This is a genomic window from Paenibacillus phytohabitans (assembly GCF_013141775.1).
Lineage (GTDB): Bacteria > Bacillota > Bacilli > Paenibacillales > Paenibacillaceae > Paenibacillus_AQ > Paenibacillus_AQ phytohabitans.
Genome location: NZ_WHOB01000069.1, coordinates 267,043 through 291,452 on the forward strand (window position 1 = coordinate 267,043; position 24,410 = coordinate 291,452).

At 52.3% G+C, this 24,410-nt stretch carries 21 protein-coding genes; 16 read left to right on the forward strand and 5 right to left on the reverse strand.

Going from position 1 to position 24,410, the window contains the following annotated elements; translation table 11 throughout:
* The first annotated feature begins 25 nt into the window (after window positions 1-25).
* From GC101_RS24585 to GC101_RS24595, 3 genes are read left to right on the forward strand one after another with little or no spacing between them, the layout of a single operon-like run.
* Window positions 26-1,591 (forward strand): response regulator, encoded by a 1,566-nt coding sequence (locus GC101_RS24585; protein ID WP_171719404.1) that lies wholly within the window; start codon window positions 26-28, stop codon window positions 1,589-1,591.
* A 1-nt stretch (window position 1,592) separates the two neighbouring features.
* Window positions 1,593-3,311 carry a cache domain-containing sensor histidine kinase gene (locus GC101_RS24590; RefSeq protein ID WP_171719405.1) on the forward strand — a complete coding sequence of 573 codons (1,719 nt, stop codon included), beginning with the start codon at window positions 1,593-1,595 and terminating at the stop codon, window positions 3,309-3,311.
* 42 nt (window positions 3,312-3,353) lie between these two features.
* Complete coding sequence (locus GC101_RS24595) at window positions 3,354-5,147, forward strand: glycoside hydrolase family 36 protein (RefSeq protein WP_171719406.1); 1,794 nt, start codon at window positions 3,354-3,356, stop codon at window positions 5,145-5,147.
* A gap of 109 nt (window positions 5,148-5,256) precedes the next feature.
* On the opposite strand, the gene GC101_RS24600 is transcribed toward GC101_RS24595, so the two are convergent.
* On the reverse strand, window positions 5,257-6,132 hold the full coding sequence (locus GC101_RS24600) for a LysR family transcriptional regulator (protein ID WP_171719407.1): 876 nt from the start codon (window positions 6,130-6,132) through the stop codon (window positions 5,257-5,259).
* Window positions 6,133-6,329: 197 nt separating this feature from the next.
* Here GC101_RS24600 and GC101_RS24605 point away from each other — a divergent pair, with 197 nt between their 5' ends.
* The gene (locus GC101_RS24605; RefSeq protein ID WP_171719408.1) at window positions 6,330-7,421 is read left to right on the forward strand and encodes a YeiH family protein; all 1,092 of its coding nucleotides are present in this window, start codon (window positions 6,330-6,332) and stop codon (window positions 7,419-7,421) included.
* Between the two features lie 37 nt (window positions 7,422-7,458).
* On the opposite strand, the gene GC101_RS24610 is transcribed toward GC101_RS24605, so the two are convergent.
* Both GC101_RS24610 and GC101_RS24615 read right to left on the reverse strand, forming a co-directional pair.
* Window positions 7,459-8,313 (reverse strand): SDR family oxidoreductase, encoded by an 855-nt coding sequence (locus GC101_RS24610; protein ID WP_171719409.1) that lies wholly within the window; start codon window positions 8,311-8,313, stop codon window positions 7,459-7,461.
* Window positions 8,314-8,451: 138 nt separating this feature from the next.
* Window positions 8,452-9,129 carry a GntR family transcriptional regulator gene (locus GC101_RS24615; protein ID WP_039292670.1) on the reverse strand — a complete coding sequence of 226 codons (678 nt, stop codon included), beginning with the start codon at window positions 9,127-9,129 and terminating at the stop codon, window positions 8,452-8,454.
* 210 nt (window positions 9,130-9,339) lie between these two features.
* On the opposite strand from GC101_RS24615, the gene uxaC reads away from it, so the two are divergent.
* Entirely contained in the window at window positions 9,340-10,749 is a 1,410-nt protein-coding gene (uxaC, locus tag GC101_RS24620; RefSeq protein ID WP_171719410.1) for a glucuronate isomerase, read from the forward strand.
* A 702-nt stretch (window positions 10,750-11,451) separates the two neighbouring features.
* Here the strand turns inward: uxaC and GC101_RS24625 are convergent.
* On the reverse strand, window positions 11,452-12,285 hold the full coding sequence (locus tag GC101_RS24625; protein ID WP_343049821.1) for a helix-turn-helix domain-containing protein: 834 nt from the start codon (window positions 12,283-12,285) through the stop codon (window positions 11,452-11,454).
* A gap of 159 nt (window positions 12,286-12,444) precedes the next feature.
* Here GC101_RS24625 and GC101_RS24630 point away from each other — a divergent pair, with 159 nt between their 5' ends.
* The 11 genes from GC101_RS24630 to GC101_RS24680 all read left to right on the forward strand — a co-directional run bounded on the left by GC101_RS24630 (window position 12,445) and on the right by GC101_RS24680 (window position 23,619).
* Complete coding sequence (locus GC101_RS24630) at window positions 12,445-13,608, forward strand: Gfo/Idh/MocA family protein (protein ID WP_171719411.1); 1,164 nt, start codon at window positions 12,445-12,447, stop codon at window positions 13,606-13,608.
* 70 nt (window positions 13,609-13,678) lie between these two features.
* Window positions 13,679-14,455, forward strand: coding sequence for a sugar phosphate isomerase/epimerase family protein (locus tag GC101_RS24635; protein ID WP_171719412.1), 777 nt, complete (start codon window positions 13,679-13,681; stop codon window positions 14,453-14,455).
* Window positions 14,452-15,540, forward strand: coding sequence for a Gfo/Idh/MocA family protein (locus tag GC101_RS24640; RefSeq protein WP_171719413.1), 1,089 nt, complete (start codon window positions 14,452-14,454; stop codon window positions 15,538-15,540). The genes GC101_RS24635 and GC101_RS24640 overlap by 4 nt, the downstream gene beginning before the upstream one ends.
* A gap of 38 nt (window positions 15,541-15,578) precedes the next feature.
* On the forward strand, window positions 15,579-16,604 hold the full coding sequence (locus GC101_RS24645; RefSeq protein WP_171719414.1) for a Gfo/Idh/MocA family protein: 1,026 nt from the start codon (window positions 15,579-15,581) through the stop codon (window positions 16,602-16,604).
* Window positions 16,605-16,779: 175 nt separating this feature from the next.
* A complete protein-coding gene (locus GC101_RS24650) occupies window positions 16,780-17,361 on the forward strand; it encodes a TetR/AcrR family transcriptional regulator (RefSeq protein ID WP_171719415.1) in 582 nt (193 codons plus the stop codon).
* A gap of 24 nt (window positions 17,362-17,385) precedes the next feature.
* Entirely contained in the window at window positions 17,386-17,820 is a 435-nt protein-coding gene (locus GC101_RS24655) for a GNAT family N-acetyltransferase (RefSeq protein WP_171719416.1), read from the forward strand.
* A 95-nt stretch (window positions 17,821-17,915) separates the two neighbouring features.
* Window positions 17,916-18,428, forward strand: a complete 513-nt coding sequence (gene msrA / locus GC101_RS24660; RefSeq protein WP_171719417.1) for a peptide-methionine (S)-S-oxide reductase MsrA — start codon at window positions 17,916-17,918, stop codon at window positions 18,426-18,428.
* A gap of 344 nt (window positions 18,429-18,772) precedes the next feature.
* A complete protein-coding gene (locus tag GC101_RS24665; RefSeq protein WP_171719418.1) occupies window positions 18,773-20,131 on the forward strand; it encodes a glycoside hydrolase family 64 protein in 1,359 nt (452 codons plus the stop codon).
* A gap of 77 nt (window positions 20,132-20,208) precedes the next feature.
* The gene (locus tag GC101_RS24670; RefSeq protein WP_171719419.1) at window positions 20,209-21,399 is read left to right on the forward strand and encodes a cell wall-binding repeat-containing protein; all 1,191 of its coding nucleotides are present in this window, start codon (window positions 20,209-20,211) and stop codon (window positions 21,397-21,399) included.
* A 131-nt stretch (window positions 21,400-21,530) separates the two neighbouring features.
* The gene (locus GC101_RS24675; protein ID WP_246354491.1) at window positions 21,531-22,244 is read left to right on the forward strand and encodes a response regulator transcription factor; all 714 of its coding nucleotides are present in this window, start codon (window positions 21,531-21,533) and stop codon (window positions 22,242-22,244) included.
* The gene (locus tag GC101_RS24680; protein ID WP_171719421.1) at window positions 22,234-23,619 is read left to right on the forward strand and encodes a sensor histidine kinase; all 1,386 of its coding nucleotides are present in this window, start codon (window positions 22,234-22,236) and stop codon (window positions 23,617-23,619) included. Before GC101_RS24675 ends, GC101_RS24680 begins: the two co-directional genes overlap by 11 nt.
* Here GC101_RS24680 and GC101_RS24685 read toward each other — a convergent pair whose 3' ends face one another.
* Window positions 23,620-24,297 (reverse strand): DUF1796 family putative cysteine peptidase, encoded by a 678-nt coding sequence (locus GC101_RS24685; protein WP_171719422.1) that lies wholly within the window; start codon window positions 24,295-24,297, stop codon window positions 23,620-23,622. It abuts the gene before it with no gap.
* Window positions 24,298-24,410: the final 113 nt, after the last annotated feature.

The following is a 24,410-nucleotide window of genomic DNA, read 5'->3' on the forward strand; positions in this document are numbered from 1 at the left end:
AAGCGGGTCCGAAGGAGGGGATGGAATGTATAAGGTGCTGCTGGTTGACGATGAGCTGCTGGATCTGAAGGGTCTGCAATACTTCATGAACTGGGAAGACATGGACATGGAAGTGTGTGCAGCCGCAAGCAGCGGCTTCGAGGCGCTTGAAGTGCTGGAAGCGCAGCAGGTGGATATTGTCGTCACGGATATCAAGATGCCGATTATGACCGGGATGGAGCTTGCCCGCAGAGCACTTGAGCTGAATCCGAAGCTGAAGATAGTTTTTGTCAGCGGCTATGAGGATTTCCAGTATGCCAAGCAGGCCATTTCCATGAGTGCCTGCGGTTATGTTCTGAAGCCTGTGGACGATGAGGATATGCGGCGGACGTTGATTGATGTGAAGGAGGCCTTGAACAAGGAACGGGCGCATAGCCATCTGGAGCATTATTTCTCGGAGTCGGAACCCCTGCTGAAGCGTGAGCTGTTCATGCAGCTTCTCGATGGAACACCGGATGAGGACCGGGTATTGCCGCTGCTTCAGCGCATGGGGATTGCTTGGCAAAGATCCCGCCTGTACACCGCTCTGCTGGAACCGGATGACCTGGCCTGGAAGCTGAACGGCTATAGTGAGGAGGCCCAAGCGGCAATAGAGCGGCAGCTGAGCCTGTCGGTTGAACAGTTCTGTGCGATGGAACGGATTCAGGTCTGCAGACTGGATCAGTTCCATTTTGCTCTAATCCTTGAAGAACGTGTTGACCATGGACGGCTAAGGGAATTCATTCATCATGCGGTCAGCGGAACTCCGCTGACAGTGACCATAGGAGCCGGACCGCTGGTGAACAGTCTGAAGGAGCTGCATTACTCCTTTCAGCGGGCCAAGGAAGCCCTTGGATTGAAGCTGTTCCTGGGCAAAGGCAAGCTGATACTGCACACGGATGCCAGAGGGCCGGTTACGGCTGAAGCTAAGGATCTTGACGATATTCTCCAGGCCTTGTTTCAGGCCATGTCCTCTTACCGGCTGGTTGCCATCGACGATTGTAATGAAGAGCTGTTCGTGTGGGTAGGGCATATGGAGACCAAGCTGGAGATCTATCAGCTGTTTCTGCATGTGGTGTCGAAGCTCGATGCTTATTTGCATACGATTAATGAGGACTTCTACGAGGTGCTCGGACTGGACCGGAAGCATCTGAGCATTCTCTATCATTTCGAGACTACCCAGGATATGAAATCCTGGCTGCGCCGCCGTATGTTTGAGCTGTCGGAGCATTTGCAGCGCAAACGACAGGGCAAGAAACGCAAGCTCGTGCAGGAGATTGAAGCTTATATAGAGGAACGTCTAGAGCACAACGTGATGCTGCGGGATGCTGCCAATCATTTCTCCTTCTCGCCTAATCATCTGGGTCAGATTTTCTACGAAGAGAAGGGAATCTATTTCTCCGACTATGTCTCCTTAAGACGGCTGGAACGTGTGAAGCTGCTGCTTGGTGACCCGAAGCTCAAGGTTTATGAAGCTGCCCAGCGGGTCGGCTATAAGAATCTGTCCCATTTCAGCAAGCAATTCAAGGATTATTACGGTGTCAGCCCGGGCGATTACAGGAGACATCTGTAATATGCGGCGCAGATGGAGTATGCCTTACGGATACAAGCTGATTCTCCCTTATGTGGTCTGCCTGCTGCTAGCTGTGGGTACAGTGGGCTTGTTTGCTTACAGTCATTCCGTGAACTCGCTCAAACAGAAGACGAGGGAGAATATACAAGGCACACTGCAGCAAATGCGGGATAACATCACCTACCGTACGGATAATATTGAACGTATCTCCAGCACTCTCTATTACAACTTCAATCTGCAAAGTGCACTGCGGCGTTATGAGCAAGGCTGGTACAGCTATGAGACGATGACTAAGACTCTCATGCCTACGCTTGAGAATCTGCTTAATTACACGGCAAGCAATGTCGGGTTATCCCTGTACCTGGAGAATGATTCTATTCCTGAACTATACTACAGCGAGATTGGACCCAATCCGCTGCTCTCGACCAAGCGGTATGAGATCTTTCATCTGCAGAGAATCCGGGGAGAAGACTGGTATCATGACCTCGTGGCGCCGGAAGCTAAAACGGGTGCCGGTCAATGGCGTCAGATTCTGCGCGATGAAGAGAACAGCAATATCTCACTGATCCAGCGGATGGATGATATCCAGAAGCAGCGGAGCATCGGTCTGATCCGGGTAACGGTGCAGATGCGGGATCTGCTGGATTCGGTGGATTACCGCAAGATCGGCGAGTATGCCACTCTTATGGTGACTGACGGGAGCGGCAGGGTGGTGCTGGAGTCTTCACCGGAGGGTGCGGAAGCCGCCAGCCTGCAATCCGCCGGCAACCTGCTGCAACTGAGAGAGCCGCTGGAAGGCATCGGCTGGGAGCTGCAAGCCTATATTCCGAACAGCCTGTTCGATGAAAGTGCAAGCGAAGTGCGGAGAATGACACTGCTGGTCTGTCTGGCCAGCGCACTGGTTCTGGCCTGTCTCGGCATCGGAGTATCCAGCTATTTCTCCCGGCGGATTCAGAAGATCGTCGGATCACTGAACGCTTTTCACGATGGAGACTTTCACAAGAGAATTAAGTATAAGGGCAATGACGAGCTGGCACAGATTGCCGTAGCCTTCAACCGGATGGGCAGCAATATCGAAGAGCTGATTCACAAGAATTATGTCGCCAATCTTCAGAAAAAAGAAGCGGAGCTGGAATCGCTGCAGGCGCAGATCAATCCGCATTTCCTCTACAATACACTCTCCTCGATCAATCGTCTGGCCCAGTTCGGAGATATTCAGAAGCTGCACACCCTCGTTCAGGAGCTGGCCAAGTTCTACCGGTTGTCTTTGAACCGGGGCGGAATTATTACAACCGTGGGCAATGAAATCGAGCATGCCAAGGCTTATATTGCCATTCAGGGCATCAAATACGGGGAGCGGATGTCGGTATATTACGATATTGATCCCGGTGTGCTGGAGTATGCGACGGTGAAGCTGATTCTGCAGCCGATGATTGAGAATGTGCTGGAGCATGCCTGGTTCGGCAGCACCATCGGAATCCGGCTGGTCGCAGAGAAGAGGGAGGACAGCATCATATTCAAGATTATAGACAATGGGGTAGGCATGAATGCGGATACCATCCGGCAGATTCTGGCCCCTGAGGGGACCCGGATCGGCTACGGCATCCGTAATGTAGATTCCCGGATTAAGCTGCATGGCGGCAGTGAATATGGAGTGCTGATCGCCAGCCGCTCCGGAATCGGCACCTGTGTGCAGATTTCAATTCCCTGCCGGTTATAACTGTATAAGCAGTCAATCGGCTACAAAGGAGTTTGGACCGTATTGAAGACCATTTACACTGGAGATTACGAGATCCTTCTTGAAGGAAGCAGTCCGGACTTTCAATCTCAGCTTCATGTGGAGCATGGAGTAGATGGCGTTGCCTACGCCATCCTGACACTCAGTGCTCTTGTTCCGGCAGCTCCCCCCAAGCTAACCCTTCGCTGGAGCTGTCAGGCCATTGATATTCAAGGAATGTGGCATCCGGCAGCGGAACGAAACAGGGGACTGGTTCCCGACTGGCGGGAGGGGTTCCTGTCCAGATCCACTTTCTCTGCACCGGTTGTCAGCCTGTATGGCAGCAGGGGGAACAACGCTCTGACCTTTGCCTGCTCAGACGTTTTGAATCCGCTGGAGCTGCGTGCGGGGCTGAATGAAGAAAGTTCCAGCTTTCAATGTGCTGTAACGCTGTTCGCAGGCGATGTCTCTCCCATAACACATTATGAGCTCATCCTGCGGCTGGATTCCCGCAATGTTCCTTACTATGAAGCACTAGGCGCAGCGGGGAAATGGTGGGCAGGCTTGAAAGGGAGTGAGCCGTCCCCGGTTCCTGATACCGCAAGGGAGCCGGTATATTCCACCTGGTACAGCTTCCATCAGCAGCTGAAGCCGGAGATCGTAGAGCTGGAGTGCAGACTCGCAGCTGAACTGGGCTGCGGTGCGGTAATTGTGGATGATGGCTGGCAGACGTCAGATGAAGCCCGGGGGTATGCGTATTGCGGAGACTGGAAGGCCAGCCCGGACAAAATCGCGGATATGCAGGCTCATGTAGCCCGTGTCCATGATCTTGGCATGAAATACCTGCTGTGGTATGCCGTGCCGTTCATTGGCAAGCATAGTGAAGCCTGGCTGCGCTTCAAGGATAAGTTACTCTACTATAGTGAGAGCTTCGGAGCAGGCGTGGCCGATCCCCGTTATCCGGAAGTCCGGGAATACTTAATTTCCTTATATGAGCAGGCACTGCTGGATTGGGATCTGGACGGCTTCAAGCTCGACTTTGTAGACAGCTTCTATGTGGAAGGGCAGGCTGCCAGCCAACACGAGGACGGAACGAACGGCAGGGATACAGGCTCGGTTCCGGAAGCCGTCGATCTGTTGTTAAGCGGAATCCTCTCCCGCTTGCGGCAGCTGAAGCCGGATATTATGATCGAATTCCGCCAGAATTATACCGGACCGCTGATGCGCAAATACGGCAATATGTTCCGGGCAGCAGATTGTCCGAACGATGCCCTGCAGAACCGGATGCATACAATCGATATCCGGCTGATCTGCGGGGATACCGCGGCACATGCCGATATGCTGATGTGGAATCCGGAGGAACCGGTCGAGGCAGCGGCATTACAGTTCATTAACATTCTGTTCGCTGTGCCGCAGATATCCGTCCGGCTGGATACTCTGCCGGAGCCGCATAAGGCTATGCTGGGCTTCTGGTTAAGCTTCTGGCGGGGGCACCGGGATGTACTGCTGGACGGCACATTGGAGCCGATGAGTCCCGAGCTGCTGTATCCGCTTGTCATCGCCCGGACCGCGCAGAAGTGGGTGTTTGCCGCTTATCATGATACAGTAATCCCTGCAGCAGGGGATTTACCCGGGCTGGTTCTGGTAATCAACGGGACGCTGAACCCGCGCCTGGTACTGGAGCTGGACCGCGATCCGGGTCTGCTGCTCGTGAATATCCGCGACTGCCGGGGAACTGTTATTGCGGACCACAGGCTGGTGTGGAAGAAAGGTGTGCATGCACTGGAGGTTCCACCGGCAGGGATAATCATGATTCGGCCTGCCAGAATAGCTGAATAATTGATCTTACAAGACGCCCGGTCCCCCGCACGTATTTCAGTGGAGGACCGGGCGTCTTGTAGCTGTTCTGTTCTGGCTTCTGCCGGCTGATTAATTGGAGCAGAGTTAATCAATCCAGCAGCTTCCCGATAAAGACCCGCATAGCCAGTGTATCTGGAGCATTCTTCTGCCGGATGATCCGGAAATCCCTTTCAGTCAGTGTATGCCTGATTCTTAGTTCACTTAATTCGCCGCTGGCCAGCTCTTTGCGTACAATCCATCTGGACAGCAGGGACAGTCCAAGTCCGGCGCTGACCGCTTCCTTGACACCCTGGCTGCTGTTGAATACATAGGAGCGTTTGACCTGAATACCTGATTCCTGCAAAAAACGGTCGCTGAAAGCCCTGGTGCCGGAACCCGGTTCCCGCAGCACCCAGACTTCATTATGCAGCATCTGATCCTCTACAGCGAGTTCACTGCTTAGCGGGTGAGCGGAGGGCGCGACCAGAATCATCTCGTCCTTCATATACGGGATGATGGACAGATCGGTGCCTGACGTTTCACCTTCGATGAAGCCGATATCCAGCCGGTTAGACCGGACCGCAGCAATAATCTCTTCCGTATTGCCTATGGTGACCTGGAGACTGACCAGCGGATATTGACGGGCGAAATCGGCCAGGCGGGCCGGGAGCACATATTCCCCAATCGTGAAGCTGGCTCCGATCTGCAGGGTGCCGGTCACTTCGTCCTGCAGCAGCCGGATCTCCCGGCCGGCCTCTTCATAATGCATGAGCATCTGTTTCGCATGCTTGTAGAGAATGGCTCCGGCTTCAGTAAGACGTACTTGCTTGGGGGAACGGTGCAGCAGCTTCACTGCGAATTCGTTCTCCAGATTGCGGATATGCAGGCTGACCCCGGGCTGGGAGAGGTTGAGCAGCTCGCCCGCCTTAGAGAAATGCTGCTGCTCTACTACGGTAACGAAAACGCGGAGCCCATCAGTAATCATAATAATCCCTCATTTATTGAAGATGGATGTAGCTGTAATTACGGTTTTTTTCTATTTTAACATAGTGAATTCGCCTAAACATAAGTATTTGTAATGATTGAAATAGCAAACCTGTATTTCACATTCCGTAAACATGCTTATATAGTAAAGCTATAAAAGCGGTGTTATAACGAAGTAGTGAATGGGGCGCGGGACGGATGAATGGAAGCGGAAGTTACAGATTGCAGCGGAGTAATCATAGATATGTCTACTTTGCCGGCGGGATTGTGGTTACACTCACTCTGGCGGTTGCGGCAAAATATTTAGCCTTGCTGCCGGTCCTCGGCATTATGGGCCAGCTGGTGCTGGCCATTCTGCTGGGGGCTGGTCTCAGAGCAGTAGCCGGTGTTCCGGAGCAGGCCATGGCAGGCGTACGGTTCTCGGGCAAAAGACTGCTCAGAGCAGGAATCATTCTGCTGGGGATGAGACTAAATCTGGGGGATATCGTACAGGAGGGTCCAAAAGTGGCCGGGATTGCAGCTATTAACCTGGTGTTCACGCTGTTCACTGTGTATGGTTTGGCGCGTTGGCTGAAGATGGACAGAAGACTGGGGCTGCTGACCGCGTGCGGAACAGCCATCTGCGGCGCGGCAGCAGTAGCTGCCATTGCCCCGCAGATCAAAGCGACAGACAACGAGACGGCAGTAGGAGCGGCAACAGTAGCGATTCTGGGAACTGTTTTTACACTTGTATATACGATTCTATATCCATACATGGGCTTAAGTGCTTCGGGGTACGGAATCTTCGCAGGAGCAACCCTGCATGAGGTGGCACATGTCATCGCTGCAGCCGTACCTGCCGGGCAGCAAGGCTCCGATCTGGCAGTACTGGTGAAGCTGACGCGGGTAGCAATGCTGGTTCCGGTCGCTCTGATTCTGGGCCTGATAGAAGGCCGCAGGGAGCGGAAGTTAAACCGCCGCATGAAACTGTCCGATGGAGCAGAAGAAGGGTGTGCCGCCGAAACGGAAGGAAACCGGGAGCGCAAGAAGCTCCCGGTTCCCTGGTTTATTGCAGGCTTTCTGTTGATGAGCGGCATTAATACACTTGAGGTCATCCCTCAGCAGCTTGCGTCAGACATGATCACGCTTGCCTATCTGCTGCTGGCCATGGCGATGGCGGGACTTGGACTCGGGATAGACCTCAAGATCTTTAGCAGCATGGGGCGTAAGCCGGTAATCGCCGGATTCATAGGTTCGGTATTCATGTCGCTGCTCGGATTTGGGCTGGTACATTGGTTGGGATTATCTTAGTCCAGTGGAACGGAATACATCACATCATAGATCCCGCTCAAACCCCGGAATAAGCCATGAATCCGCCGTCCACAGGCACGGTGATTCCGGTGACGAATCCCGACATTTGCTCATCTGCCAGCCAGAGCAGGGTGCCGAGCAGATCCTTGGGCGTACCGAAACGGCGCATCGGGGTTTGGGAGATGATTTTGCGGGAACGTTCTGTCAGCTCTCCATTACTGTCCACAAGCAGCTGTTCATTCTGAGCGGTTACGAAGAAGCCTGGGGCTATAGCGTTAACCCGTATTCCCGCATCTGCCAGATGGACGGCCAGCCATTGCGTGAAGTTGTTAATCCCCGCCTTGGCAGCACTGTATGCCGGAACTTTGGTCATCGGCGAAGCGGCACTCATAGAGGAAATGTTGATGACAGATGTTCCGGTGCACCCGAGCATCTGCTTGGCGAAGATCTGGGTCGGAATTAACGTTCCGGTCATATTTAAATCTAGGACATTGCGGAACCCGCTTACAGACAGATCGAAGAAGGAGACGATATCCGGATTCTCCAGGTCTCCGTCCGCGAAGGTCTCATGGGTCGTAATTGCCGAAGGCTGATTACCGCCGGCTCCGTTAATTAATAAATCACAAGGCCCCCAGTGCTTCAGAAGTTCATCGGCTGCCTGCTGCACATTGTTGGAATCCATAACATCACAGGCCAGGGAAAGTGCTTGGCCTCCGGCTGCAGTTATCTGCGCGGCCAGAGCGGCGCCTTTGTCCGCAGTGCGGTTCAGAATGGCGACCTTGGCGCCTTGACGGGCTAATTCCAGGGCCATCACGCTGCAAAGTGCGCCGGCTCCTCCGGTAATCACGGTGATTTTGCCTGCCAGTTGAGGCTGTAATGCCAACTCAGACATAGGTATCCAACCCTTCTCTAATGTAAGTATGATCCTAAGTAAGGACTAAGTCTGTTTACTATCGGGCATCATTACCCGCCGGGCGGGGCTTCTATTCAGTTCCCCGGATTCTTTGTTAAATGGACGGCAAAGCCGTTTCTACTTGTAGTACTGCGGGTATTTCTCCATCAGCATTTCCTGATCGGCAATGGTTAATGCCATATGCTCCTGCATCATATGATCACCCTGCGAAACATCATGTGTCTGAATCGCTTCATAGAGGCAATAATGCTGCTGATACAGATGCTCCCAATTATGATCTGCCGTTAGCTTAAGCATCCGGCTGCGGTTCAGATGGACCTTGATCTGCTGGACTACTTCCCAGGTATTCTTCTTGCTGCAGCCTGTAAAGATCAGATGATGAAATTCTTCATCCAGCATGAACATTTCCTTATAGTCCTGATCTTCAATGCAGAGTCTCTGTTTATCCAGATTCGCCTTAAGATCTATAAGATGTTTGGCCTGAAAAGAGCTGCAGGCCTCGCGCATAACCGCCCGCTCCAGATGCTCGCGCATGAAGCGGGCTTCCTCGACGAGTCCAGAATCAATAAGAGAGACAACCGTTCCGCGCTGGGGATAGACATCGAGCAGGCCCTCTTGGGCCAGCCGGACGAAGCTCTCTCTGACGGGAGTGCGGCTAACATTGAATTTAAGTGAAATCTCCTTCTCCGAGATGCTGGTGCCGGGAGGGAGCTCCAACAGCAAAATCTGATTCTTCAAAGAACGATACACGATGTCCCGTGTGGAAACCGCTTGTGTACCGATAATGTATTCCATCGCGTAGCCCTCCTGTTAAGTTGTTCAGAAGCACTACCATACTACCATACAAGTATGGTAGTATGGTAGTGCAAACAGGCAGAAACGGCTAATACCGTCCTTACCAGGACAAATTTCCGCTTCTGCGGAAAAGATAAGAACGTTATATTGCGAGTAGCTTATACATTCTTATCTTCTAAAATACGGTATGACGAAAGGCTGGAGAACACATTGAGTACCTCACCTTTTATTCATGAAGATTGGCTGCTCCTCAACAAAAGTGCACAAACCCTGTACCATGACTATGCCCAAAAAATGCCGATCTACGATTTCCACAGTCATCTGAATCCTCAGGAGATCAGCAGCAACCGCAAGTTCCGCAATATCGCCGATCTGGCGTTATCGGGGGACCATTACAAGTGGCGTGCGCTGCGCTGGCTCGGCATCGATGAACAGCTGATTACCGGGAACGCTCCGGACAAAGACAAATTTATGGTCTGGGCGCGTTCAGTACCCGAGATGCTGGGCAATCCGCTGTACCATTGGACACATCTGGAGCTGAAGCGCTACTTCGGCATCGATGAGCTGCTCTCGGCCGATAATGCGGAGAGCGTCTGGGACCGCTGTAATGAACAGCTGCAAGGAGACGGCATGACTACACAGGGCATCCTTAAGAAGCAGAATGTTGACGTCGTCTGCACAACGGATGATCCGGCTGATTCCTTGGAGCATCACATTCTTATTAAGAATGACAGTGCACTGGAGACCGTGGTTGCTCCAACCTTCAGACCGGACCGGGTGCTGAATATCCGCGATGAAGGTTTTGCCGGCTATGTTGCCACGCTTAGTGAAGCCAGCGGACTGGAAGTTCACAGTTATTCCGAATTCATGAAGGCTGTGACTTCGCGGATCGATTATTTCCACAAGCATGGCTGCCGTCTGTCGGATCAGGCCTTCGGTGAGCTTCCGCATGCACATTCGACGGAACATGAAGCAGCTTACATATTTGCCCGTGCCTTCAAAGGCGAGGAGATCAGCGCCCAGGAGGAACAGAAGTTCCAGAGCTACACACTGCTCAAATTAGGCCGGCTGTATCACGAGCGGGGCTGGAGCATGCAGCTGCATATCGGGGCGCTCCGCAATAACAACTCACGGATGTTCGATGCACTCGGCAAGGACAGCGGGTTCGATTCCATTCTGGACTTCAATATGGCCCGCAGCCTGAACGCCTTGCTGAATGATCTGGACGCCAGCGGACAGCTTCCGAAGACCATTGTGTATACGCTGAATCCGTCACAATACGAGATGATTGCAACATCGATCGGTAATTTCCAGGGCTCGGGGATCAAAGGCAAAGTGCAGATGGGCTCAGGCTGGTGGTTCCATGATCAGAAGGAAGGCATGCTGCAGCAATTGAAGGCGCTCTCCAGCATCGGCCTGATCAGTCCATTCGTCGGCATGCTGACCGACTCCAGAAGCTTCCTCTCCTTCACGCGTCATGAATACTTCCGCCGGATTCTGTGCAACCTGTTCGGCACATGGATTGAAGAGGGCGATCTGCCGCGCGATTATGCTTTTGTGGGCCGGACGATTGAGAATATTTGTTACAACAATGCAGATGCGTATTTCGGGATAAAGTAGGTTGTGGCTAAAATGGAGTAGGATTAACATCAGCGCCTGGGTGGACGCTCCGCAAACGGACTGTTGTTACAATCGCTGTGCTTTCCGGATTTTTTTCATTCCCCTTAGCGGTGAAAATCCGGAAACCAAGGCGAACGCTGCCGCTTTTCCACAATCAGTCCGCCCGCTCCGCTGTTTAAGTGTAAGGTGCTACTACAATCTTAAGAACAACAGTAAATGCATCCATTGATTTGAGTATCAATCAAAAAACAGCAGGTCTCTTTTTTGGAGGCTTGCTGTTTTTTTGTTTTTTAGAAAAGTATGATGCCTCTTCAGGCAATCTCCCTCTTAGTGTGCTCGTATACTCAGGGGATGCTAGTTGGATAAACGTCATCTAATACTGCAACAAACTCTGAATCTGGAGATTTAGTTGGAAAAACTCCACTTAATCCTACCCAGAATGGGAGCTAACAGGGAAGTCGGCAGAATTAAATGCCGAAATTCCACTTAGTCCCGATCAAGTAGATCCAGCAGAAAAATTAAGTGTAGAAAATCCAACTAGCTTCCTACAGGCGGAGGGGGCTACATAACAATCGGGTCAGCGAAGGTTCAACTCGCAGTTTGAATTGATGAATGGTACTTCGAATCTCGGGAATGTTGAAAAGCGGGAGCGTCCATCCAGGTGCGCTGATGTTGATCCAACTCGAGGGTAAGTGTTTAAGCTCACTTCGTACTGCTCCGGTAAGCAGAAGGAGAAACGCCAGTAGTCTTCTTGAATACCTTGGAGAAATGGGCCAGCTCCATGCCGACCTGCTCGGCGATATTGGAGATGCTGAAATCGGTGTAGGAGAGCTGTCTTTTGGCGAGCTCCATCCGTTTCAGCTGAACGTATTGCATCGGGGGAACGCCGATGAATTTCTTGAAATAGGGAATGAAATAGTTCGGATGCAGATGAACGAGCTCCGCCAGCTCTTCCACATCAAGCGGACGCATCAGGCGCTGGTCAATGTAAGTCAGCACATTCGCCAGCTTCCCCTGATCGCTGGTATGTGTCAGGTCATCCAGGAAATTGCTGTAGCCTCCCGATTCCAGACATAGCGCCAATAGCGTGAGCAGCGATGCCTGGGTCCGCAGAGTCGCCAGAAAGCCGGTATCCTGAAACAAATCAATCATTTCCGTGAAAATCGCCCTTACCGCATCCGGGTCCGGCACATCGCTGATATAGAGCTTATTGGCAGAATGAAACAGCGGCCATTCCCCGATCTGCGCATCAAAGTGACAATAGTAGCGTGTGTAGGAATCATTCGGCGAGGTATCCGTGGTCTGGGTAGAACCCGCCGGCATGATCATTAATTGCCCGGGCTTGGGATAATAGGCCACGCCGTTGATAATCACCTTGCCTTCGCCGGAATCAATATAGTACAGCCGGTTGAAGGAAGGGGTCTCGTTTGTCCTATTCCATCCGGGGTATCTGCTGGTCAACTGGGCATGCGTAACTGTAACGGTCAGATTCTGCAGCAGGCGTCCGGTCAGATTTCCGCTGGCATTCATATTCATAGGTTTAGCTCCTTTACAACGCTCATAAACTCATTATACCGCTTTCATTTATCTAATACATCTTATTTATATACAAAAACACCTTAATTACAGTCATGTTCAGCGAGGGCGATTAAGGTTATCCTCATATCATAAACTGTAATAGGAAGTGATTGGGAGATGGAAAAGGTACGATTTGGCATCATCGGAGTGGGCAATATGGGGCGAGCGCATGCGCAGAGCCTGCTAAGTGATATTAAGGGGGCTGAGCTGGCAGCCGTATGTGACACCAGCCCGGAAAGGCTGGACTGGGCGGAGGAGCATTTGCCGGATAGCGTGCAGCGGTTCCTGTCACCGGAAGAGCTGTTCAAGTCCGGGACCATTGATGCTGTGCTGATTGCTACACCGCATTATGACCACCCGCCGCTCGCGATTGAAGCACTGGGTTACGGGCTGCATGTTCTGATAGAGAAGCCCGCAGGCGTGTACACCAAAGCTGTTCAAGAGATGAACGACGCTGCTGCGAAGTCTGACCGCAAGTTCGGCATTATGTACAACCAGCGGACCAACCCGCTCTACCAGAAGCTGAGAGAGCTGATCAAGTCAGGGGAGCTGGGGGAGATCCGGCGGACGAACTGGATTATCACCAATTGGTACCGCTCACAGAGCTACTATGATTCCGGCGGCTGGCGGGCGACCTGGGGCGGAGAAGGCGGAGGTGTACTGCTTAACCAGGACCCGCATCAGCTGGATCTCTGGCAGTGGACGACGGGAATGATGCCGAAGCGGGTACGGGCTTTTTGCCAATTCGGGAAGTACCGCAACATAGAGGTTGAGGATGACGTGACGGCTTATGTGGAATACGAGAACGGCGCAACGGGGCTGTTCATCACCACTACAGGGGAGGCGCCGGGAACGAACCGGTTCGAGATCACAGGCGACAACGGTAAAATCGTAATCGAAGACGGGAAGCTGACGTTCTTCCGCCTGCGCACACCGGAGCCGCAATTCAATGCTGAATTTACCGGAGGATTCGGAGCACCCGAGTGCTGGAAATGCGAGATTCCGGTTGCACCTGGTGATGGAGATCAGCATAAAGGCATTATGCGAAATTTCACCAATGCCATTCTTCATGACGAGCCGCTCCTGGCGCCTGGCGAAGAGGGGATTCACGGACTGACTCTTTCCAATGCGATGTACCTGTCAGCGTGGACCGACAACTGGGTGGACCTGCCGATCGACAGTGACTTGTTCCACGAGAAGCTGATGGTGCAGGTGCAGAACTCTACTTTTCAAAAGGCACCCGTCAGCCAGAAAGCCCTGGATGTATCGGGAACCCACTAGCATCGCTCTTTAACCTGCAGGTATAGCATCATCTAACCAATTCAAACTAAGCTAGGAGTGGATAAATGAGATGGAACGTTCAACTATTGCCGCACAAATGTATACCTTACGTGAATTTACCCAGACCCCGGAGGGGTTAAGAGAAAGTCTGCGGAAGGTGAGCGAAATTGGCTACCAGGCCGTGCAGATCTCGGGGATTGGCCCGATGGACCCTAAGCTGGTGAAGGAGTATGCGGATGAATACGGCTTGAAAATATGTGCAACGCATGTCCCCTGGAACCGGCTGGTGAATGATCTGGATGCGCTCGCAGCTGAACATAAGCTGTGGAACTGCAAGTACATCGGCCTTGGCGGACTGCCGGCAGAGTATCAGACCAGCCAGGAAGGCTACCGCACCTTTGCCAAGCTGGCCTCCGGTATTGCGCGTACCCTGAAGGAGCAGTATGGCCTGCAATTTGTCTATCATAATCATGATTTTGAATTTGAACGTTTCGAAGGTAAGACCGGTATGGAAATTCTGCTGCAGGAAAGTGATCCGGAGGTGTTCGGCTTTGAGCTGGATCTGTACTGGGTTCAGGCAGGCGGCGGCGATCCTGTAGAGTGGATTCATAAAGTGAAGGGCAGAATGCAGGCCGTGCATTTCAAAGATATGACGGTTCTGTCGCGCAAACCAATTTTTGCCGAAATCGGCCAGGGGAACATGAATTACGGAGCGATTATTGAAGCCTGCCGCAAGACAGGTGTGGAATGGCATATCGTGGAGCAGGATGTGTGCCAGCGTGATCCGTTTGAGAGCCTGGAGATTAGTCTGAACTATCTGCACGCTAAGCTGGAGGTTGAGGCATGAGCCGCAAGGATGGGATGATGTATGCCCCTGTGCATGAGGCCAAGCCTGTGGTTGGCCCCGGTGAATTCGTAATTGCCGCACTGGCGCTGGATCACGGGCATATCTACGGGATGTGCAACGGGCTTGTGGAAGCAGGAGCACAGCTGAAATGGGTATACGATCCTGACCCGGAGAAGGTAAAAGTGTTCCAGAACACCTATCCCGGTGTCCGGGCCGCACGTTCGGCTGAAGAGATTCTGGAAGATCCTGAAGTCCGGCTCGTAGCGGCGGCGGCAGTTCCTTCGGAGCGGGGTCCGCTGGGTCTGCGCGTCATGGCACACGGCAAGGATTATTTCACGGACAAAACACCGTTCACCTCACTCGATCAGCTGGCAGCAGCACGGACTCAGGCGGAGCAGACGCAGCAGAAATACATGACTTATTTCAGTGAGAGACTGCATGTGGAGAGTGCTGTGTATGCAGGTCAGCTTGTGCAAAAGGGGGCAATCGGCCGTGTTCTCCAGGTCATTGGAATGGGACCTCACCGGTTAAATGCGCCAAGCCGTCCGGACTGGTTCTTCCAGCGTGATAAATATGGGGGCATTCTCTGTGATATTGGCAGCCATCAGATTGAACAGTTCCTCTTCTATGCCGGCTGCCGCGATGCCAAGATATTGCACAGCAAGGTAGCGAACTATAACAATCCGGCATACCCGGAGCTGGAGGATTTCGGTGATGCCACGCTGGTGGGCGATAACGGGGCGACCCAATATTTCCGCGTAGACTGGTTCACTCCGGAAGGATTAGGGACCTGGGGCGATGGCCGGACGATCATTATGGGCACCGAAGGATATATCGAACTGCGCAAATACAGCGATATTGGCCGCTCCAGCACGCCTGACCATGTCTACTATGTGGACCGTGAGGGAGAGCATTATGAGCATGTAGCAGGTAAAATCGGCTTTCCGTTCTTCGGCGAGCTGATCCTGGACTGCCTGCAGCGTACAGAAAATGCCATGACCCAGGAGCATGCCTTCAAGGCGGCCGAACTATGCCTGGAGGCACAGCGGCAAGCGCTCAATCTGACCCCGGATACTCTCAAATAGTTGCATCACAGCTATCAGAAGAACGGAAGGTGTATAAGATGAATCCAATTGGAGCAGCGATTATCGGCTGTGGTGCGATTGCTCCGCTGCATGCCAGGGCTATTGCTTCTATAGATTATGCGCGGCTGCTGGCCGTGGTGGACAGTGATCCCGTTCAGGCAGCGCAATCCGCCCAGGATTACGGATGTGAGGGCTTGACGGATTACAAGCAGCTTCTGGAGCGGGCAGATATCGGAATTGTCCATTTGTGCACGCCCCATCATCTGCATGCCGGGATGGCGGTGGAACTGCTGAAGGCCGGCAAACATGTATTAACCGAGAAGCCGATGGCGCTGGATGTACCTTCAGCCCGGTTAATGCAGGCAGCAGCGGATCAAGCGGAGGGACAGCTCGGTGTAGTCTTCCAGAACCGTTACAATGACCCTTCGGTCCGGATCAGGACGATGATAGATTCCGGCGAACTGGGAGCCCTCATTTGTATGAAGGGGGTAGTTACCTGGACCCGGAGCGACGATTATTACAGGAATAGCAGCTGGAGAGGACGCTGGGCTACTGAAGGCGGGGGTGTGCTCATCAACCAGACTATTCATACTCTGGATCTGCTGCAATGGTTCGGCGGTGAAATCTCTTCCGTGAAGGGCAGTGTCACCACTGATGTGCTGAATGATGTTATTGAGGTGGAGGATAGTGCACATGCGTGCATCAGCTTCAAGAACAAGGTGCGCGGACTCTTTTACGGAACCAATGCTTATGGGGTGAATTCTCCCGTTGAACTGGAGCTGGTCTTCGAGCAGGGAACGCTGCTGCAGCGTAGGGATTGCCTGTATCTGTTGAAGGACGGGCAAGAGACGCTGCTCAGCGAACCGGCAACCGGCAGCACCGGAGGTAAATCGTATTGGGGGACCGGACATTCGCGGTTAATTCATGATTTCTATGCCCACATCCGTGACGGCCGTAAGTTCTGGATTGACGCAGCAGAGGGCATTAAGGCGCTGGAGCTGATCGATGGAATCTACAAGTCCTCGGCGGGCAGAACGGGTCTGACGGCAGGACAGTATGTGTAGAATGATTGGAATAAGATGATACGTAGTACACTCATGGTGTACAAGGCAAAAGGATCACGTGCTGTGATCCTTTTTTGGCGTGCTGCAACGATCATACAGGGGTGTTACCTGCAAGATTGACAAATTATAATCTGCATGTGATAATTACCTGACGATCGTCAGGGAGGCTTGAGAGATGACTGCTAACGCGATTCTGCAGGCTGCATGTGCACAATTTGCCGAGAAGGGCTTTGAAGGAGCATCATTGGCCGGCATAGCCCAGGCGGTAGGGATTAAGAAGCAATCCATTGCCACCTATTTTCCGAAAAAAGAAGATTTGTTCATGGCCGCCTTCGGCGAAATGGCCCGGCATTACTATGAATTTCTTGAACAGCTGTATAAGGGCCTCAGGGATACACCTATAGAGATGAAGCTGCGTGAGATTATGTATAAGAACTACTATTACAAAGTGGAGCACCCGGTATTGACCGCATTCTATAAAATGGCCGTGCAATTTCCGCCTCCTTTCTTCCAGGACTTGCTGGAGGCGCAGATTGCGATGATGGAGCAGCGTTCCGCTGTATTGTACCGGGCGATTTTTGAGGAGGGCATGAACACGGGGATCATACGGCAGCAGCGGGCAGACAGTCTGCTCTCGGCGTATTACTGTTTGCTTGACGGGATCGCCATGCAGATGTTTTTTTACAAGCAAGACGAATTTGAACAGCGCCTGGAGGATATCTGGGGGATTTTCTGGGCGGGCATTAAGCAATCCTAACTGGAGAGAGAGGGGCAGAATGATATGCATGTAGATAAGGTTACGAATGAAGCAGGATTACAAGAGGCCTTCCGGATCAGACGTGAAGTGTTTGTGGAGGAGCAGGGCGTACCGCTGGCTGATGAATTTGATCAATATGAGAGCCAGGCAGAGCATATATTGGTGTTTCACGAGGCGGAGGAGGCTGCTGTAGGGACAGCCAGATTGCGGGTTGTGGACGGATGGGCCAAGCTGGAGCGGATTTGTCTGCTGGCCCCGTACCGCCGAAGCGGGCTAGGGTCCGTAATTATCGGCACACTGGAGGCTATGGCTGCTGAGCAAGGACTCCGGCAAGCCAAGCTGCATGGCCAGAAGCAGGCCGAAGGCTTTTATCAGAAGCTGGGGTATGAGACTTCCTCGCCTGTCTTTATGGAGGATGGAATTCCCCACGTCATTATGGTCAAAAGCCTGCAGGTCTAATCTCTCAAATTGACTTTATGACCAGCAGGCCTTATCTTCATTACATGTGATAATGTATGAATTGCAGATGAGAGACAGGGAGAGGGATTAAGCTTATGGAACAGGCAATGTTTGCCGGGGGCTGCTTCTGGTGCATGGTTACACCGTTTGAAGAGCTTCCAGGAATTCACGGAATCGTATCAGGGTACGCCGGAGGCACGGTGGAGAACCCTACATATGAGCAGGTCAAGACAGGGACAACGGGTCACTTTGAGGTGGTTCAGATTACGTTTGATCCGGCACTTTTCCCCTACGAGAGACTGCTGGAGCTGTTCTGGCCGCAGATTGATCCGACCGATGACGGCGGACAGTTTCAGGATCGCGGAACACAGTACCGGACAGCGGTATTCTACTATAATGAAGAGCAGCGGCTGGCGGCTTTGGCTTCCCGGGAGCAAGTGGCGGTCAGCGGCAGATTTGAGCTTCCTGTGGTGACGGAGATTCTGCCTGCACCCCATTTCTATCCGGCTGAGGACTATCATCAGGACTATCACAAGAAGAATCCGAAGCATTATAAAGAGGACCGTGAGCAATCCGGACGGGATACCTTTATTTCGCAGCACTGGTAAAAGCAGATAATGAAATAAGGTTTAGAAAAGCCTTTAATCACCTGGCATCTGGGGATTGAGGGCTTTTTGCTATTTTTGCAGCGCTCTAGAGGCGAAACGGAAGAAATTAAGTCATAAAACCAAAAAATGGGAACCTAAATCCGAAATTTCGAGCCTACTAAATGAAGATTTGCCCTACTATAATCATATTTGTAAACGCATACAATTATACATGATTCTGGCTTTGATCCGGGGAATGGAGGAGGGTGGAGGCTTTCTGAAATGCTGAATGATCTGTCTGTAGCTTCCGGTTGCCAAAGGTAATGATTACAGCAATGCCAATATAATTAAGGAGGAATATTACGATGCCTAAAAAATGGCTAATGTCCATGCTTGCGTTCGTGCTTCTGCTCTCTTGCCTGCCTTTCTTTGGTTCCAAAGCTGCCGCCGCTGATTATACACAGGGAGTAGATTTGTCGGGAACTTCAGCGACGATCTGGTTCAAATCTACGGTAAGCACCAGTTGGGTCGATGTACATTATAAGGTCAATTCCGGAACGCAGCTCAATTACCGTACAACCTACAACAGCAGCAAGGCCCGCTATGAGCAGGTGGTCACAGGCGTTGCCAGCGGAACGGTTCTCACCTATTTCTTCACGTACAATAATGGAACACCGGCATATGATACCGGCTGGTTTACGTATACTGCCGGAACGGCGCCGACTACCCCGCCTGGGGGTTCCTCTGCTTCGATCTATTCCATAGCCGCCTCTTCCATTCCCACCCCGCCGGGAGGTTCCGTGTCGGTGAAGGTCATGAACGGCACGGGCGGAGCCTATCCGGACAATCAGGTATATTGGGGAGTCATTGGCATCAATCCGGCCAACGGCAAATGGAGTTATCTGGACCTGAGCGGCAATCTGCTGCCAATCTCTAATGCGCTGAATGATGCCTCCGGCCATCTAACCAAGAACGGCGTGAATTACGCGAATATCTACCATACCGTAAGTCAGGCTTCCTGGGTAACGATGCCCAAAATCACCTCCGGCCGCATGTTCCTCAGCGTAGGCACGCCGCTGTACATCAAGACTTATGATGACGGCTTTGCCGGACCGGATATTGATAATCCAACCGACCCTAACCGTAATCTCTATTTCGACTTCGTTGAATTCACGGTGGATGCTACAGGCTATCACGGCAACACGACGCGCGTAGATGCCTTCGGTTTCCCGATCCAGCACCGGCTGGTTGGCCTGTCTGGCGGCTATGATAAAACCGTAGGCGAGCTGGAATCGGAGACACGCGCCGGAATCTTCAGCAAATACCAGAATGAAGTGCCATCTGCCTTCAAATCACTTGCTACGGATCAGGCACCTTACCGGATTATCGCTCCTGTCCATGGATCGTTTAAAGCCGGCGGGGCCAACAGCAATTATTTCGCAGGTTATTCCAGCTACAGCACCCAGGATATTCTCCGCAACGATGGCTCGCTTATAGATGCTGCCACCAGCGCGGCAATTAACCGCCATGTCTTCACCTCAAGCAACTGGAACAATGTCGCGGACTATTACAAAGCGGCTCCAGCCAATTACTATGCGAAGTTCTGGCATGACCACAGCATCAGCGGGCTGGCCTACGGCTTCCCTTATGATGATGTCAACGGCCAGGCGGCCTATCTCGAAGTCGGCGATCCCAAAGGCCTGATTATCCGCGTGGCCTGGTAAGCAGCTTCATTCTTTCTACACATTTGTCCTGTACACTTCTAGTTATTCGCGAGAGCAACTGAAGTGGAGGGACAATAATGAAGAGAAGACTACTGACGGCGACCTTTATCCTGCTGCTTGGAGCAACATTGGCGGGTTGCAGCCCGGGCGCGGATAACAAGGAAGAATCAAGTGCTATCACTGCACAAACAGCGGTAACTACACCTTGGATCGCTACCAAGAATACAACACGGATCAACACCTCTGACCCTGTTCAGGCGGCTGTGCTGGTCTCCCGAACTCTATGGACGGCTGAAACGAAGAGCAACCAGCCATCGTCTGTAGTCCTGACAAGTGTGGATAACTGGCAGATTGCGGCGGTAAGCACGGATCTGATCCACCATCCCAGCAACGGTCCGGTGCTCTTTTTCACCAAAGACGGTGTGCCGGATGAGACTCTTACTGAACTGAAGCGGCTGAAGCCACTTGGTGCGGACGGCAATGACGGCATTCAGGTTGTAATTGTCGGGCCTTCGTCCGAAGCTGTCGAGACTCAGCTCAACTCGCTTAATCTGAAGCTGGACAAGATTGAAGGAGATGATCCAGCCGCTGTGGCAGGCGCTATTGATGCTTACTATGCAAAGGTGTCAGGCGAGCTGCCGCAGAGTGTCATTATCGGCTCGATGGATAGTCCTGAATATACCCTCCCGGCTGTCAACTGGATCGCTCATATGCCGGAGCCTTTACTATTTGTGGGGAAAAGCGAAATCCCGGCTGCAACAGCAGACGCGCTCATGGAACGCGGCGGCAGTGCAGCAATCTATATTCTCGGTCCCCAATCTGTCATTTCAGCAGATGTGGAGGAGCAGCTCAAGCAATACGGAACGGTTACGCGCATAGCGGGAGAGGATCCTTATGAGAATGCCATTGCCTTTGCCAAATTCAAGGATACGGCGAACGGATTCGGCTGGGGAATCACTACTCCCGGACATAACCTGTCCTTGTTGACTACGGATTCTACGATGCTGGCGATTGCCGCTGCCCCCTTCTCACACTTGGGCAAACACGCGCCGCTGGTCTTCTTGAAGCAGGACGGATTGCCGGATTCTCTGATGAATTATACGATGGAGCTGCAGCCCAAATTCAAGGATTCACCGGCTGAAGGGCCTTATAATCACGCTTGGCTGATTGGTGATACAGCGACGGTTAGCGCCGCAGCGCAGAGTGAGATCGATGACATGCTGGAGATTTCCTCCGCCTCCGGTGATAATCCGCACTCGGGGCATTAGACAGAGCAAGCCGGCAGCGGGACCCGCTGCCGGCCTCTTTATTTATATAACAAGTAAGAAGGCATAACCGTTTCCACTTGGGTATAATGAATGCACGAACTACTAACCAGTCCACGAAAAGGGTGAACGGCTTGTCCAAATCTCAAATACTTATAGTAGACGACGAATGGAATATGCGGAATTTGCTGCGTATATATCTGCTGAACGAGGGCTTCACCACCAGGGAAGCGGCCACGGGGCAGGAAGCCATCCGTATGGCGGGGCAGCATGAGTTTGATCTGATTCTGCTCGATGTGATGATGCCTGACATGGATGGCTGGCAGGTCTGCCGTGTGATCCGGGAGCAGAGTCATATCCCCATCCTGATGCTTACCGCGCGTTCGGAGATTAAGGATAAGGTGCAGGGTCTTGGCATCGGCGCAGATGATTATCTGACCAAGCCGTTTGAGCCGGAGGAGCTGCTGGCCCGGATACATTCGCTGCTTCGCCGTTCTGCACTGACGCAGTCACTGGCGCCCCGGGAAGAAGTACTGGAGTACCCCGATTTGCGGATTTACCCGGAGGCACGCGAGGTGCGTGTGCAGGGCCAGAACGTTGATTTTACGTTAAAAGAGTTCGATCTCCTGGTCTTGCTGGCGCGCAGCGGACAACGGGTATTCACCCGCGATGAGCTGGTCGAACGGCTGTGGGGCAACGATTACGGCGGTGAAACCCGGGTCATCGACACCCACATCAAGAATATCCGCGAAAAGATGCAGAGAGCGGGCCTGGCGTATAATCCGGTGCAAACGGTATGGGGCCTCGGATATAAATTCCAGGTGACGGGTAGTCCGGATGAAACATAATATCATCGGCTCCAAGCTTGGGCTGGTCATTATGTCCGTATTCCTGATCGTGCTGCTGTCGCTGGGCATGGTGATCGACAGGATGTTCACCAGCTTCTATTACAACGAAATGCAGACGGAAACGGAGGAGCTGGCCTCCCATTTCACGGTCATGGCCCAGTCCAAGGAGTCCACGACCAGCCAGATGATGACGACGTTTGCTGAATTCTCCAATGTTAGTATATTTAACATTCTTCCTGATGGCCGTACGAATCTGCATTCAGGCGTTCACGATTCTGCGGACCGGGCGTTCATCCGGACCGGGGATCTTACAGACATTTTTACCGGCAAAACAGTCAGCTTCCTGTACAAAGATCCAGCGGGGCACCGGTATTTCGTCACAGGACAACCTATCACAGGAGAGGATGGGGTCAGTTCGGCGTTGTATGTAATGTCCTCTACCACGAGTATGGAAGAATCGCTGGCTTCGGTGCGCAATATTCTGCTGCTCGCGGGGATTGGCGCGTTCCTTTTGGCGCTCGGCATCACCTGGATCATTGCCGTGGTCCTGTCCCGTCCGCTTCTGCAGATGCAGAGAGCCACCCGCAAGATCGCCGCCGGTGAACTGGAGACACGCCTTACCATCCGCGGCAAGGATGAGATTGGTTTCCTCGCAGGAGCCATTAACGATCTGGCCGTTGACCTGCAGCGTTACAGGGATACCCGCCAGGAATTTCTGGCCAATATCTCGCATGAGCTGCGGACACCGATTACTTATCTGCAGGGGTATGCCAAGGTAGTGAAGAGCGGGTTATATGAGACGGAGGAAGAGAAGGGGCTGTATCTCGACATCATCGATCAGGAAGCGCACCGGCTGCAGCACCTGGTCGATGACTTGTTCGAGCTGGCGAAGATGGAAGAGGGCAGAATTCCGCTGAACCTGGAACAGGTCAATCTCAGACAGATCGTGGATCAGGCGGTCCGCAGGGTGGAATTACCGGCGAAGGAGAAAGGTCTGCTGCTGACAGCTTCGTACGATGACGGGCAGGAGGTAAGAGTATTAGGCGATGGCAAACGGATGGAGCAAATCGTGATGAATCTGCTGGAGAATGCTGTCCGCTATACCGAAAAGGGACAGATCAGGGTGAATCTAAGATTCACTCCGGTCTCAGCAATATTTGTTGTAGAGGATACGGGAATCGGTATTCCGGAGGCGGAGCTTCCCTTTATTTTTGACCGGTTTTACCGGGTAGAGAAATCCCGCTCGCGGCAATACGGAGGCTCCGGCCTCGGACTTTCCATTGTGAATAAGCTGGTCGAGCTGCTCGGCGGTACGATTGTGTTTACAAGTAAGGTGGGCGCAGGAACACGCTGTGAGGTTGCTTTTAAGAGATAACTAAGAATGTTTTAGACTTATACCTTGCAGGATGTAATCCCAATTCGCATAATCATTCATATCACCGGGCACTTCCAGAACGCAGACATTGCCGATGCCCCATTCCGCTTCTCTTGTTGCACTAAGGCCGGGTATAGGATTAAGGATGAGGATTGTGAATTTCTTGTTGTTTAAAAGTTTTGATAATATCATATGCAGCTCCAGCACCTGTTCAGCGCTTGCAAACCATCTGACAAATAAACTATCGTCGCTGCTGAGCAGACTGTTCCAGAACCGGCCGATCCGGTATTCCAGCTTCAGCCTGTAAGCGGGATAGGAAGCGCTCCAGCCCTGACCTGTAATAATCGGGAAATCGTGGGCGGAGATGATGTTATACAAAGAGTCTCGTATGAAATAAGATGGTGACAGATTGTTCCTGGAATGATCCAAATACACGGGATCTCCATCATCCAGTAAAAAATGGGTCTCATCCAGCGGATGCAGATTTTTGAAATCCATAAAGTTCCTGAACTCATTCTTTAGAAGCCGGTTAATGTCGGTCAGTGAATACGAAATCATCCAATCTAGAGGCATTGAGAATTTCCGAAGGCCGTATCTCTTCAGGTTAATTGCTGGCGCACAAGATGAACCTAAGCTGACGATCAGTCCATAGTCCTTTTTGACGTCTTGTAATTTCATGAATTCACCCATCTCTATCCAGTCTCCATCGTTAGTAAATCATATACGCGATGCTCCGGGATTGATTGGACGGATGAGACAAAATTCAGCGGCGCACATGCTTCGGATAGCTG

Bases quoted from the DNA above. Each gene is read 5' to 3' on its own strand.
- GC101_RS24585 (WP_171719404.1), top strand. From the start codon at position 26: ATGTATAAGGTGCTGCTGGTTGACGATGAGCTGCTGGATCTGAAGGGT.
- GC101_RS24590 (WP_171719405.1), top strand. From the start codon at position 1,593: ATGCGGCGCAGATGGAGTATGCCTTACGGATACAAGCTGATTCTCCCT.
- GC101_RS24600 (WP_171719407.1), bottom strand. From the start codon at position 6,132: ATGATTACTGATGGGCTCCGCGTTTTCGTTACCGTAGTAGAGCAGCAG.
- GC101_RS24605 (WP_171719408.1), top strand. From the start codon at position 6,330: ATGAATGGAAGCGGAAGTTACAGATTGCAGCGGAGTAATCATAGATAT.
- GC101_RS24610 (WP_171719409.1), bottom strand. From the start codon at position 8,313: ATGTCTGAGTTGGCATTACAGCCTCAACTGGCAGGCAAAATCACCGTG.
- GC101_RS24615 (WP_039292670.1), bottom strand. From the start codon at position 9,129: ATGGAATACATTATCGGTACACAAGCGGTTTCCACACGGGACATCGTG.
- GC101_RS24625 (WP_343049821.1), bottom strand. From the start codon at position 12,285: ATGAATATGAATGCCAGCGGAAATCTGACCGGACGCCTGCTGCAGAAT.
- GC101_RS24630 (WP_171719411.1), top strand. From the start codon at position 12,445: ATGGAAAAGGTACGATTTGGCATCATCGGAGTGGGCAATATGGGGCGA.
- GC101_RS24635 (WP_171719412.1), top strand. From the start codon at position 13,679: ATGGAACGTTCAACTATTGCCGCACAAATGTATACCTTACGTGAATTT.
- GC101_RS24640 (WP_171719413.1), top strand. From the start codon at position 14,452: ATGAGCCGCAAGGATGGGATGATGTATGCCCCTGTGCATGAGGCCAAG.
- GC101_RS24645 (WP_171719414.1), top strand. From the start codon at position 15,579: ATGAATCCAATTGGAGCAGCGATTATCGGCTGTGGTGCGATTGCTCCG.
- GC101_RS24650 (WP_171719415.1), top strand. From the start codon at position 16,780: ATGACTGCTAACGCGATTCTGCAGGCTGCATGTGCACAATTTGCCGAG.
- GC101_RS24655 (WP_171719416.1), top strand. From the start codon at position 17,386: ATGCATGTAGATAAGGTTACGAATGAAGCAGGATTACAAGAGGCCTTC.
- msrA (WP_171719417.1), top strand. From the start codon at position 17,916: ATGGAACAGGCAATGTTTGCCGGGGGCTGCTTCTGGTGCATGGTTACA.
- GC101_RS24665 (WP_171719418.1), top strand. From the start codon at position 18,773: ATGCCTAAAAAATGGCTAATGTCCATGCTTGCGTTCGTGCTTCTGCTC.
- GC101_RS24670 (WP_171719419.1), top strand. From the start codon at position 20,209: ATGAAGAGAAGACTACTGACGGCGACCTTTATCCTGCTGCTTGGAGCA.
- GC101_RS24680 (WP_171719421.1), top strand. From the start codon at position 22,234: ATGAAACATAATATCATCGGCTCCAAGCTTGGGCTGGTCATTATGTCC.
- GC101_RS24685 (WP_171719422.1), bottom strand. From the start codon at position 24,297: ATGAAATTACAAGACGTCAAAAAGGACTATGGACTGATCGTCAGCTTA.